Origin of the sequence: Streptomyces sp. 3MP-14 (assembly GCF_006334905.2) — a bacterium.
In the GTDB taxonomy this organism is placed as follows: Bacteria; Actinomycetota; Actinomycetes; order Streptomycetales; family Streptomycetaceae; genus Streptomyces; species Streptomyces triticirhizae.
This window is the reverse complement of record NZ_VDLZ02000010.1, coordinates 1-12,242: the sequence shown is the minus strand read 5'-3', so window position 1 is coordinate 12,242 and position 12,242 is coordinate 1. Positions and strand designations below refer to the sequence as shown.

Genomic DNA, 12,242 nt, shown 5'->3' with positions numbered 1-12,242 from the left:
TAGAGGTTGGCGCACTCCGTGATGTCAACCCACCATGCGTCCCCACCAGGGAGCTTGCCCGTCCGAGTCAGGCGAGCCTAAGATGACGCATACGTATACATCACCGAGCGAGGAGACGTCTGTGTCCCAGTCCCAGGGCCTCACAGTCACCGCGGAGGAGATCGAACGCCGCACGATCCGACGGGCCGAGCTGGTTCCCGACCGGTCGGCCTTCATCGACACCTGTCTGCCCGAGTGCGCCGGGAAGGAGAACTACGCGCTCATCGGCCCCGGCGTCGCGGAGAACACCGAGCAGGTGGTGCCCGTCAGCGACCCCCACGGCTTCAACCTGGGCGTCGCGGCCATGCCACACGGCATCACCAACTCGCTGCATCTGCACTTCACCGCCGAGGTGTTCAGCTGCTTCAGCGGCGAGTGGCTGTTCCGTTGGGGGGTCGACGGCTCCGAGGGCGAGTGCGTGATCCGCCCGGGGGACGTCGTCTCCATGCCCACCTGGATGTTCCGTGGGTTCACCAACATCGGCGCCGACGACGGGTGGATGTTCTCCTCGCTCGGCATGGACGAGACCGGCGGCATCATCTGGGCGCCGTCCGTGCTGAAGGCGGCGGCGGAGCACGGCAACTACCTCTCGGCGGACAACCGCCTCGTCCGGGGCGTGCCGGGCCAGCGGCCCGAGGGCGTCGAGCTGACCGAGCCGATGCCGGAGGCGGAGGTGCGCCGGCTGCGCCCCGTCACCCCGGAGGAGATGCGGCAGCGGCTGGCCACCCCGGAGGACCTGGTCTGGTCGACAACGCCGTTCCTGGACTCGGAGTTGCCCGGCGGCGGCGCGGAACTCGCGCTGGTCATCGGGTACGGCGTCACCGAGGACCGGAACGCCGCGCCCCGGGTGCACAACCCGCACGGCTTCAGCCTGGCGTGGCTGCGCGCCGAGCCCGGCAAGGGGGTCAACGCGCACCGCCACGACGCCTCGCAGGTGCTCATGGTCAAGGACGGCCGCTGGCGGGTGACCCTCAACCGGGAGAACCCGGTCTCCACCGAGATCGGCCCCTTCGACACGCTCTCCGTGCCGGCCGGCGCGTGGCGGACGATCGAGAGCGTCGGCGAGGAGACCGGCCAGCTGGTCGTCATGACCGGCGGGGACGGGCGGGTGCGCCTGGAGTGGGACGAGTCGGTCCGCGAGGCGGCGCTGGCCGGGGGCGTGGCGCTCGACGCCAACGGCTATCTGGCGCCGGCCTCGCTGGTCGGCGACGCCCACCGGTGACCGCCGGCGTTATCCAGTAACCGCCGGCGGCGCGCGGGCCGTTCGGGGTGTGCCCCGTTGGGGGCCGCCCCGAACGGCCCGGCGGGCAGCGGAACGGAAAGGGCCGGCGGTCGGGGAACGGGCCCGCGCGGGCGCGGCCGGTGCCGGTCACCGACGGTCAACGAACGGGCCGGCCCGGCGGTCGCCGAACCGGCCCGGCGCGGCTCAGGCGACCGGGTAACGAACGAACTGCCGGTGCGGGTCGGGCGCCGCAGGGTCAGGCCGCGTGGGCGGGGTGAGCGTCGGCGAGCAGCCAGCCGGTGAGGAGTTCCGTCACCTCGGCCGGCCGTTCCAGCGGCGTCAGATGGCCGCTGTCGGGCACGACCGCCAGCCGGGCGCCCGGCACCAGCGCCGCGATCTCCTCGTGCGCCGCGACCGGAGCGAGCGCGTCGTCGGCGCCGGCCACGACGAGCGTCGGGCAGCGCAACTCCCGCACAGCGCCCCGGAGATCGGTCCGCGAGCGCTGCGCGGACAGCTGCCGCAGGAAGACCTCGGGCCCGACCTCGTCGGCCATCCGCACCACGGTCCCGGCCAGGGCCGGCTCGCGCACCCGCGCGGGGTGGACGAGTTGGGGCAGCAGCGTCTTCGGCGTGATGTCGGCGAAGCCGCCGGACACGGTGCGTTCCGTCAACACGTCCCAGCCCGCGCGCTGTTCGGCGCGCGGCGGGCGGGCGCTGGTGGACAGCAGGGCGAGCCGGCTCACGCGCTCCGGCGCACGGTGCGCGACCGTCATGGCGACGATGCCGCCCAGCGACAGGCCGCCCAGCGCGAAGCGCTCGTACGGCAGGTCCAGCACCTGGTCGGCCATCGACGCGACGCTGTCGGCGGTCAGTTCGACGACCCGGGTCTCGGCGTGCCGGCTCAGCGCCTCCTGCTGGGCTTGCCAGAGGCGCGCCGAGCACAACATGCCGGGCAGCAGCAGGCAGACGCCGCCCGGCGCGGGATCGTGCCGGGTCATGGCCGCGCCCCGTGCCCGGAGTCCCCGCGTGCCGCGTCCTCGTGCGCCGCGTCGTCCGGGCCGTGGGTGCCGCGCAGCACCGGCATGATCGGGTGCACCTGGAGCCGGCCCTTGCCCCGGTAGCCGGACAGCCGCTCGACCAGCATCGACACCGCGCTGCCCAGCATCGCGTCGAACGGCGCCTTGATGGTGGTCAGGTTGAACACCGGCCAGGACGCCTGGTCCAGGTCGTCGAAGCCGACCAGGGCGATGTCCTCCGGCACCCGCAGGCCCAGCTCGTGGGCCGTGTTGATGGCGCCGATGGCGATGATGTCGTTGGCGCAGAACACCGCCGTCGGCCGGTAGCGGCCGCGCAGCAGCGCGGGCAGCGACTCCCGCCCGTGGGTGAAGTCGAACGGCCCGTACACGACGCGGGACTTGGGCAGGCTCACGCCGGCCTCGGCCAGCGCCTCGCGGAAGCCGCGCTCCCGGTCCTGGCCGGTGCTGGTGTCGGTCGGGCCGAACAGCGCGCCGAGCCGGGTGTGCCCGGCCTCCAGGAGCAGCTGCGCGGCGGCGCGCCCGCCCGCCGCGTTGTCCGCGACGGCGGCGTCCGCCGACGGGTCGTCGATCGTGCGGTTGACCAGGACGAACGGAACGCGCCGCTGCGCCAGTTCCTTCGGCAGCCTGGCGTGCAGGTTGGCCGAGGTGATGATGACGCCGTCGGCCCAGCCGCTGAGCAGCTGGGTCTCCATGCCCACCGGGTCGCCGCGCTCGGCGAGCAGCGTCAACGAGTAGCCTCGCTCGGCGAGTTCGTCGTGTATCTGGCCGACGAGCATCGGCCACAGCGGGTTGTCCAGGTCGGCGACCAGGGCGATCCTGCGGGTCGCGCGGGTGGAGAGGCTGCGGCCGAGTTCGTTGGGCACATAGCCCAGCACGCGGGCCGCCTCCAGGACCTTCTCCCGGGTCTTGGCCGAGATGCTCGGGTCGGAGCGCAGCGCGCGGGAGACCGTGGCCTGCGAGACGCCGGCGCTGCGCGCCACGTCGTGGCTGGTGACGGAGGCGGTGCCCCGGCGGCCCGTTCGTTCCGCGCGGCCGGCCGAGGGGCCGCCGCTGCCGCGCCGCTGGGACGGTTCGCGCATCAGTATCCTCCGCCCACGCCGGACGCCTGGCGGCCCCGGATCTCCGCGAGCCGCCGGGCGGCCCCCTCGCGCAACAGCACCATGTCGTTGCCCGGGGTGACGAGGTGGAAGCCGTCGTCCGCGAGCCGGCGGGCCATCGCGGCGTCCGCGCAGTAGGCGCCGGCCGCGACCCCGGCGGCGCGTGCGCGGCGCAGGACCCGCGCGAGGGCGTCCTCGACCTCGGGCGCGACCGGCACCGTGCCGGGCTCGACGCCGAGGGACAGCGCGAGGTCGTTGGGGCCGACATAGACGCCGTCGAGGCCGGGGACCGCGAGGATGGACTCCAGGTTCTCCAGCGCGGTCCTCGACTCCACCATCGCCCAGACCTGGACGGTGTCGTCGGCCGCCGCCACATAGTCGGGCCCGCCGTAGAGCAGGCCACGCGCCGGGCCGTAACTCCGTTGCCCCTGCGGCGGATAGCGGCAGGCGGCGACGAGGGCGGCGCACTGTTCGGCGGTGTCGATGCTGGGGCAGATCAGCCCGTAGGCGCCGGCGTCCAGGAGCTTGCCGATCTCTGCCGGGTCCAGCCGGGTGCAGCGGACCATGGGCACGGCGGGGCCCGCGCTGACCGCCGTCAGGAGGGCGATGGCGCCGTCGACGCCGAACATGCCGTGTTGCAGGTCGATGGTGACGGCGTCGTACCCGGCGTGTGACAGCACCTCGGCGGCGTACGGGCTCCCGCTGGAAACCCAGGCGTTGAGGGCCGGCTCCCCCGCCCGTACCAGGCGTCGAACCTGGTTCTCTCTCATCTGCTGCTTCTCCTGTGGGGCGGTGGGCGGGTCCTGCGGGGCGGTGGGCGGGGTGGTCCCCGCGATGGTCTGCCGCGCGGCGTGGCGCCGGAGGGGGCGGTGGTGTGCGGGGCTCATCCCTTGACGGCCCCGCCGGTGAGACCAGCAACAAAATAGCGTCGCGCGAAGATGGTGATCAAGATGATCGGCAGCGCCAGCGCGAGGCTACAGGCGGCCAGCACCTGGTACATCGAGGTGTCGTCGGCGCCGGACTGCGCGGCGACGAACACGGGGATGGTCACGGCGTCGTTCTGGGTCAACGTGAGGGCGATCAGGTATTCCTGAAAGGCCAGCAGAAAGGCGAAGAGCCCGGCGGTGACAAGTCCGGGTCCGGCGACCGGGAGAATGACCCGGCGGAACGTCTGGAGTCTGGTGCAGCCGTCGACCATCGCGGCCTCGTCCAACTCCTCGGGCAGGTCCCGGAAGAATCCGGTGAGCAGGAGGAGGGTAAACGGCATGTTGACCGCGACAAAGGCGATGACCAGCGCGATATCGGTGTCATAGAGGCCGGTTGACCTGGACACCTGGTAGAAGGGCAGGACGACAGCGAATCGGGGCAGCGCGCGGAAGATCAGCGCCAGCACGAGCAGCGCGGGACCGATCCGTCCCCGGTAGCGCGCGAAGGCGTAGGCGGCGGGCGCGCCGACGATCAGGCTCACCACGACCGAAAGGGCCGCCACCCAGGCGGTGTTGAGCAGCGTCTCGGCGAAGGTGGAGCCCTTCCACAGCTGCTCGAAGGCGTCGAACTGCGGGGTGAACGTCCACACCGGCGGGCTGCGGAAGGCGTCCACGAACGGCTTGACGGCCGTGAGTCCGGCCCACAGGAACGGGGTCATCATCAGCAGGGTGATCAGGCACATGACCACGAAGCTGACGCCGGACCCGGGCGGGTTGTCGGTGCTGCGGCGGCGGCGGGGCCGTTTGGTGGTCGGAACGAGCCGACCGCGTTCCCGTTCCCCGGTCCCCGTGCGGCGGATTTCGGTGAGCGTCATCATTTCCCCCTTGCGTCGCGCCAGGTGGAGCGCAGGAACGGAGCGAGTAGGACGAGGGTGAGGATGATCGTCAGAACGTTGACAGCGCTGCCGATTCCGAGTCGGTAACTGTCGTTCAGCGCGATCTGGTAGACGTAGGTCATCAGCGACTCGGTGCCGAGTTGGGAGGCGGCCGGGGTGATGATGCGAATGGAGTCGAATATCTTCAGCGCGTCCATGATGCCGATGACGCAGACGAACGAGATGAGTCGTCCGAGGCTCGGTATGACGACATAACGCTGTCTCTGCCACCAGTTGGCGCCGTCGAGTTCGGCGGCCTCCAGCGGTTCCTTGGAGAGGGCCTGGAGTCCGGCGAAGAGAATGAGGACGGCGAACGGGATCTCGTGCCAGAGCATGTGCATCGCGACGAGGGTCCGGGCCGGCCATTCGCTGACGAGCCAGTCGATGTGGATGCCGAAGACCTCCAGCAGCCGGTTGAAGGGGCCGCCGAAGACGTCGTTGAAGAGCCAGGAGAAGTCCAGCGCGCCGACGACGGTGGGCACCACATAGGTGGAGAGCAGCAGCCCGAGGAAGATGGCGCGCCCACGCCGCACCTTGGTGAGCAGGACGGCCAGCAGATAGCCGAACACCAGCTTGAGGAAGGTGATCACGAGGGCGAAGGCGACGGTGAACGCGGCGGCGCGGCCGAAGCGCGGACTGGTCAGGAGCTGCCGGTAGTTGTCCAGCCCGACGAACGTGCCCGACTGGCCGACGGGGACGTTCTGGAAGCTCCAGGTCAGCGTCGCGATCAGCGGGGCGATCAGCAGCGCCGCCATGAGCGCGATGGCCGGCCCCGACAGGGCGAAGAACGTGCGGGGACGCATCTGGTGCGGTCCTCTCTCGGTCGCGGCCGCGACGGGCCCGGTGGTCCGTCGCGGCCGGGGCGGCGGCTGGACTAGTCGGCGTATCCGCCGTCTTCGATGGCCTGGACGGCGGCGGCCTGCGCCTCGTCCAGCGCGGCCTGGACCGGCCGGTCGCCCGCGAAGGCGTCGCCGAGCGGGGCGCCGATCACGCTGTAGACGTCGGCCATGTAGGGGACGGGGGTCAGCGGTTGGGGATCGACCTCCTCCAGGGTCTCGACGGCGTTGGCCGCGAACGGGATGTCGGCGTCCTCCAGCAGGTCGAGCCGGGCCGGCAGCGCCTCGGGGATGACGGAGGCGGCGGCCTCCTCGCCGGTGGCCACGGCGGCGAGCTGGAAGAGGAGTTCGGGGTCGGCCTGGGAGTTGGTGGCGACGGCGAATCCGTCCGTCGAGAGGAACGACAGCGGCGTGCCGCCCTCCCTGACCGACGGCGGGGTGGCGAAGGCGAAGTCGTTCGCGTGCGGCGACTTGGTCTCGTCGACCAGCGGGCCGAGCCGGCCGGACACCAGGAAGCCCATGGCGGCCTGGCCGGTCTGGAGCTGGGTGGTGACCTCGGGTGAGGAGAAGCTCATGACCTGCGGGGACATGTAGGGCATCAGCGAGCGCACCTCGTTCACCGCCTCGACGGCCTCGGGGGTGTCGAGGGTGGGAACGGGCTCGCCCTCCTCGAAGTAGTCGCCGCCCAGCGAGCGGAGGGCCTGGCCGAAGAGGCCCTGGATGTCGTTGCTCGGCGACATCGGGACGGCCAGCGGGTGCTCGACGACGCCCGCCTCCTGGATCGTCTCGGCCGCCTGCCGCAGCTCCTCGAAGGTGGTCGGGGCGTCGAGGCCCAGCGAGTCGAAGATGTCCTCGCGGTAGACCAGGTGGTTGACGCTCCAGTAGGTCGGCAGTCCGTACTGGTGGCCCTCGTACGCATGGGTCGCCATGAGTTTGGGGTCGATGTCGTCGAGGTGGTAGCGGTCGGCGTAGGTGTCGATGTAGTCGTCCAGCGGGGCCGTCCAGCCCCGGGCCGCGTAGAGCGGGTAGACGGTGCCGAACTGCTCTATCAGGTCGTAGCTCGCGGTGTTCCCGGAGAGGGACTGCACGGCGCGCTGCTTCTGCCCGGCGAGGTCGGTGGCCGGGTGCTTGAGTTCGAGGGTGTCGGACCCGCAGTTCGCGGTGAGCGCGTTGGTGAACGGGTCGGTGGCGGTGCTGTTGTAGGCCAGGATGTTGACCGTCACCGGCTCGGTCGGCACATCGATGTCGCAGGTGACGTCGGCGCTCGACTCCCCGACCTCGGAGCCGGCCCCGCAGCCCGTCGCCGGCAGGACGAGGACCGTGGACACGGCGGCGGTGGCGACCCACCGTCGTCTCGTGGCCGAGCGCAAGCGGATACGGGAAAGGTCAGTCACAACAAGCTCCTGTATACCGGGGGATGAGCGGCTACCTGGCCCTGAGGCTCGGCCTGGAGGGACTGGCGGGGTTCCAACCAGTCATGTATACGTATACAAATGGTCGAGCACCAGCAAGTCAAGAGCTTGACCGTCACGACAGACAGTCACGAACAGTCACGGCAGTCACGGCACAACAGTCACCGCACAACAGTCACCGCACAGCTGAGAGGCGTGAGCGCGTCATGGTGATCAACCCCAAGACCTATGCACCCTTCGAGTCCGCCGAGGAGTACATCCTCGGCTGGACCGACCAGATCTGGGAGGAGTACGGGCTGGGTCGCCTTCACGAGCACTACGCGGACGACATGGTCGTGCACGGCGCCTATGGCCCGATACGCGGCATGGAGACCGTGCTGCGGGGCTCGTTGGTGAAGAAGAGCGCCTTCCCGAACCGCATCGGCACCGCCGAGGACGTCATCTGCGAGTGGCGCGGCGACGACGCCTTCATCAGCCACCACCGCGTCTTCCACTCGGGCCCGCAGGAGGGGCAGTGGGTCTACGGCGCACCCTCGGGCCGGAACTCCGAGTCCCGCAACATCGCCATCTGCCTGGTCCGCGACGGTCTGGTCGTCGAGGAGTGGGTGGTGCGTGACGAGTACCGGGTGGTGACCACGCTCGGCCTCGACCCCGAGGAGATCGCGCGCACCGTCGCGTTCACGGACGAGGAGGAGGGGCTGTTCGGCACGCCGGCCCCCGAGGACGTGCTGGTGCGCGGCGAGTCCGGGCCCCGGCCCGAGACGCACGCGAAGGAGGCCGCGTTCATCCGGGAGTTCATCGACGACGTGTGGGGCCGGCGCCACCTGGAGCGGGTCCCCGAGTTCACCCAGCGCGACCTGTTCCTGGAGACCACCCGCTCGCGGATCAGGACCCGGCCGAAGAACTACCAGATCGAACTCAGCCAGATGTTGGCCCCGTTCCCCGACGCCACGGTCGAGGTGCGCGACATCGCGGTCAACACCGCGCCGGAGCAGGGCACCCGGATCGGCGTGCTGTGGCGGCTGACCGGCACCTACGACGGCGCGCCCGTCTACGGCCCGGTCACCCACTCCCCGATCGAGATCCTGGGGGCGTCCCAGTTCCTGCTGCGGAACGGGAGGATCATCCGCGAGTGGCGGGTGTTCGACGAGATCGCCGTGATGGCGCAGGTCGCGAAGGCGCGGGGCGACGAGCCTCGGCTCGGCTGACCGCCTGCGCGGGCCGGCGGCGCGCGGGGCGCGCCGCCGGGAGGTGAGGGCCGGCGGCGGCCGGCGGCGCGGGCCGGCGGCGCGGGGCGCGGGGCGCGGGGTGGCCTCGGCGGCCGGCGGGCGCCGGTTGGCCTCGGCGGCCAGGGCCGGTGGGTGGCCGCGCCGCGGCCGGCGGGTGGCGGGCGTTCGGCGAACGGCGGGCGCCGGTTGGCCCGGCGGTTGGCGAACGCCAGTTGGCGGGTCCGGTTGGCGGGCGCCTGGCCCGGAGCCTCGACGGCCGGCAGTTGGCGGCTGGCCTCGGCGGCGGGGCAGGAGCGTGGCCGCACGGCGGTTGGCGGGCGTTCGGCGGTTGGCCTCGGCCGGTTGGCGGGCGCCTGGCCCGGTGCCTCCCCAACTGGCCTCGGCGGCCAGGCCGGAGTGTGGCCGCGCGGCGGCCGAACTCGGCGGCTCGCGAACACCAGTTGGCGAACGCCAGACCGGTGCCTCCCCAACTGGCCTCGGCGGCCAGGGCCGGTGGGTGGCCGCGCGGCGGCCGGACTCGGCGGGCGGCGAACGTCGGTTGGCGGGCGGCAGTCGGTGTCGGAGCGTGGCCGCGCGGCGGCCGGACTCGGGGGCTGGCGGAGGCCGGCTCGCGAACGCCAGACCGGTGCCTCCCCAACTGGCCTCGGCCGCTGGCGGGGCCCCTGTTGCGGGCCCCGGCCCCGGTTGGCGGTTGGCCTCGGCGGCGGGTCCGGTGCTTCCCCGGCGGGGCCGGCGTTCGGAGGTTGGCGGGCGTCGGCTGGGCCGACCCGCCCGCTAGGACGGCGCGGGGCGCGCGGACCCCCCGCCCGCACGCCGGTTGTGCGCCCGCCCGCTTCGTCGAACGCCCGCGCCCGTCCACACCGTTGAACGCCACCGGGCCCGCCGGCCCCGTTGCACATCCACACCGTTGAACGCCCCCGCGACGGCGGGGAGTTCGGAGGAAGAACGTGACCGTCCCTTCCGCATCGCAGCCGCCCGAACGGCGGTCGTCCGCGCCGCAGGCGCCCGTGCCCGTCCCGCTCTACGGGGAGCAGACCCGCCTGGCGCTGGCCAACTTCCCCGGCCGGGGGCGCCGGTTCGGCGACGTTCCCGAGTTCGTCCGCGCCTACGCCCTGACCAAGGCGGCCGCCGCGCTGGCCAACGTGCGGCTCGGCGTGCTGGACGAGGAGCGCGGCGACGCGATCGTGCGGGCGGCGCGGGAGGCCGCCGAGGGGCGGCACGCGGCGCAGTTCCCCACCGCGCTGGTGCAGGGCGGCGGCGGGACGTCCACCAACATGAACGTCAACGAGGTGCTCGCCGCCCGAGCCGGCCAGCTCCTGGCCGCACGCGGCAGCGCGACCGTGGTGCACCCCAACGACCACGTCAACCGTTCGCAGTCCACCAACGACACCTATCCGACGGCGATGGCGCTGGCGCTGCGGGAGTTGGCGGGGCCGGCGCTGGCCGCGTTGGAGCGGCTGGAGGTGAGCCTGGCGGCGAAGGCAGCGGAGTTCGACGCGGTGCGGCGGCTGGGGCGGACCTGTCTCCAGGACGCGGTGCCGTTGACCGTCGGCCAGACGCACCGAGCCCAGGCGGCGGCGGTGCGCCGCAACCGGGAGGCGCTGCGGGAGTCCGTCGAGGCGTTGCGGGCCGTGCCGTTGGGTGGGACGGCGGTCGGGTCGGGGGTCGGGGCGCCGGCGGGGTTCACCGCCGCCGCGCTGGCCCGGCTGGCGGCGCTGACCGGCCGGGACGTGATCCCGGCGGACGACTTCTTCGACGCGCTCGCGCACCTCGACCCGTATGCGGCGATCGCGGACGCCTGCGCCCGGACCGGTGAGGTCATGGCGAAGATCGCGGGCGACCTGCGGCTGCTGTCGTCGGGGCCGGTCGGCGGGCTGGGCGAGGTCACCCTGCCCGCGCGCCAGGCGGGTTCCTCGATCATGCCGGGCAAGGTCAACCCGGTGATCCCCGAGCTGGTGATGCAGCTCGGCTACCGCGTCCGGGGCGCGGCGAGCACCGTGCATCTGGCGGTCGCGGCCGGCGAGTTGGAGCTGAACATCATGGAGCCGGTGATCCTCGACGCCCTGGTCACGGCGCTGGGCGACGTCGCGGACGCGGCGGACACCTTCGCGGTCGGCTGCGTGGACGGCCTGCGGTGGAACGAGGAGGCCCTGGCCCGCAATCTGCGCGGCTCGCTCCAGGGGCTGGTGGAGACGGCGGGCAGCGAGGGCTACGAGCAGGCGACCCGGGCGGCGCGCGCCGCGCGGTGACGGGCGGGGTCCGGGAGCCTGGGGCCCGGGGGCTCAGCCGTCGCTGGTCCTGGTGAGGACGCCGTTCTCGTCGCGTGCGTAGGTGCGTCGGCGGTTCTTCTCGATCTTGCGGGTGACCTCGGAGGCGAGGTCGATGCCGTTCATCTCGGCGAGCGCCGTGAGGTAGAGGAAGACGTCCGCCAGTTCCTCGCCGAGATCGTTCCGACCCCTGATCCAGGCGGTGAAGGCCTCGCCCACCTCGGCGGTGAGGAGGCCGAACTCCAGGGCCACATCGGTGGTGTTGAAGTTCTTGGCCTGCTTGTTCTCCCAGGCGAGCCGCTGGGCGGTGGCGATGTCCACGGCCTCTCCGCCGGCGAGGCGGTTGAGCACCCGGGCGGTCGCGCCCAGGATCTCGGGCCTGGCCCGGCGGATGAACCGGCCGACCACGCTGTCCTCGCCGTACCGTTCGCCGATCTCCTGGATGCGGTCCACCGGGTTGGTGGGCGTTCCGTCCGGGGTCGTGCTCATGTCGCAGTAGCAGAGCGCGTCGTCCAACGCGGCTGACTCGTGGGGGAATTCGGCCTCCAACTCGGCCGACAGGCCGCGCGCCTCCGCCTCAAGCGAGGCGCAGGAGTGGTGCGCGACGAGCCGGACGACCCGTTCGTCGGCCCCGATCGCGCGCAGGTGCCGGGCGCCGTCCAGGGAGTGGAGGCCGGTGTCGACCAGTGCGGGCGCGTAGCCGATGTCGTGCAACACGGCCGCCGCCGCCAACAGTTCGGCGTCATCGCCCAGGGCGGGCGCCAGGGCCCTGGCCCGCTCGGCCGCGCCCAGGCTGTGGGCCCAGCGGCGCGGCAGCGGCCCGGCCAGCAGGGACTCGGCGAGCGCGTGGGCCCACGCGACCAGGCCGGGGTTGTTCATCGGCTGGAACCTCCGTCGTTCGTCGGGCCGTTCCCCCCACCCCGCGTGGCTTCCCCGGGAGGGGGCGCGGCACTCCGGCGCCTTCGGGGACGGTTCGGGGGGCGGGCGGCTTCCCGGTGACCGGTACCCTGCGGTCGGTGGGCCGCCGCGTCGGTCGGTCGCGAAGGTCCGCCCAGTGGCCACAAGTTGCATATTCCGAAGGGTTGTAGCCGGGTTTGATATGTGCTAGCGACGCTGCCGGAGCCCGGAGCCCGGAGCCCGGAGCCCGGAGCCCGGAGCCCGGAGCCCGGAGCCCGGAGCCCGGAGCCCGGAGCCCGGAGCCCGGAGCCCGGAGCCCGGAGCCCGGAGCCCGGAGCCCGGAGCC

Annotated in this window: 10 protein-coding genes and 1 pseudogene; 3 read left to right on the top strand and 8 right to left on the bottom strand. The window is 72.7% G+C overall.

What is annotated here, in order from left to right; all coding sequences use genetic code 11:
- The first annotated feature begins 121 nt into the window (after positions 1-121).
- Positions 122-1,261, top strand: coding sequence for a cupin domain-containing protein (locus tag FH609_RS17430; protein ID WP_226961762.1), 1,140 nt, complete (start codon positions 122-124; stop codon positions 1,259-1,261).
- A gap of 256 nt (positions 1,262-1,517) precedes the next feature.
- Here FH609_RS17430 and FH609_RS17425 read toward each other — a convergent pair whose 3' ends face one another.
- From FH609_RS17425 to FH609_RS17400, 6 genes are all read right to left on the bottom strand, one after another.
- The gene (locus FH609_RS17425) at positions 1,518-2,258 is read right to left on the bottom strand and encodes an alpha/beta fold hydrolase (RefSeq protein WP_139668611.1); all 741 of its coding nucleotides are present in this window, start codon (positions 2,256-2,258) and stop codon (positions 1,518-1,520) included.
- Positions 2,255-3,376 (bottom strand): LacI family DNA-binding transcriptional regulator, encoded by a 1,122-nt coding sequence (locus tag FH609_RS17420; RefSeq protein ID WP_139668609.1) that lies wholly within the window; start codon positions 3,374-3,376, stop codon positions 2,255-2,257. Before FH609_RS17420 ends, FH609_RS17425 begins: the two co-directional genes overlap by 4 nt.
- Positions 3,376-4,164, bottom strand: a complete 789-nt coding sequence (locus FH609_RS17415; RefSeq protein WP_139668607.1) for an HpcH/HpaI aldolase family protein — start codon at positions 4,162-4,164, stop codon at positions 3,376-3,378. The genes FH609_RS17420 and FH609_RS17415 overlap by 1 nt, the downstream gene beginning before the upstream one ends.
- A 113-nt stretch (positions 4,165-4,277) precedes the next feature.
- Complete coding sequence (locus tag FH609_RS17410) at positions 4,278-5,195, bottom strand: carbohydrate ABC transporter permease (RefSeq protein ID WP_193317926.1); 918 nt, start codon at positions 5,193-5,195, stop codon at positions 4,278-4,280.
- Positions 5,195-6,058 (bottom strand): carbohydrate ABC transporter permease, encoded by an 864-nt coding sequence (locus FH609_RS17405; protein ID WP_139668603.1) that lies wholly within the window; start codon positions 6,056-6,058, stop codon positions 5,195-5,197. Before FH609_RS17405 ends, FH609_RS17410 begins: the two co-directional genes overlap by 1 nt.
- A 71-nt stretch (positions 6,059-6,129) precedes the next feature.
- On the bottom strand, positions 6,130-7,485 hold the full coding sequence (locus FH609_RS17400; protein WP_193317925.1) for an ABC transporter substrate-binding protein: 1,356 nt from the start codon (positions 7,483-7,485) through the stop codon (positions 6,130-6,132).
- Positions 7,486-7,709: 224 nt separating this feature from the next.
- Between FH609_RS17400 and FH609_RS17395 the strand changes: the two genes are divergently transcribed.
- Together FH609_RS17395 and FH609_RS17390 are read left to right on the top strand one after the other, a co-directional pair.
- Positions 7,710-8,711 (top strand): ester cyclase, encoded by a 1,002-nt coding sequence (locus tag FH609_RS17395; RefSeq protein WP_139668599.1) that lies wholly within the window; start codon positions 7,710-7,712, stop codon positions 8,709-8,711.
- Positions 8,712-9,679: 968 nt separating this feature from the next.
- Entirely contained in the window at positions 9,680-10,981 is a 1,302-nt protein-coding gene (locus FH609_RS17390; protein ID WP_139668597.1) for a lyase family protein, read from the top strand.
- A gap of 33 nt (positions 10,982-11,014) precedes the next feature.
- Here the strand turns inward: FH609_RS17390 and FH609_RS31725 are convergent, their stop codons facing one another.
- Both FH609_RS31725 and FH609_RS31720 read right to left on the bottom strand, forming a co-directional pair.
- A complete protein-coding gene (locus FH609_RS31725; protein WP_226961786.1) occupies positions 11,015-11,218 on the bottom strand; it encodes a MazG-like family protein in 204 nt (67 codons plus the stop codon).
- Positions 11,219-11,332: 114 nt separating this feature from the next.
- A pseudogene (locus FH609_RS31720) lies at positions 11,333-11,878 on the bottom strand (HD domain-containing protein); the annotation flags it as partial.
- Positions 11,879-12,242 lie beyond the last annotated feature (364 nt).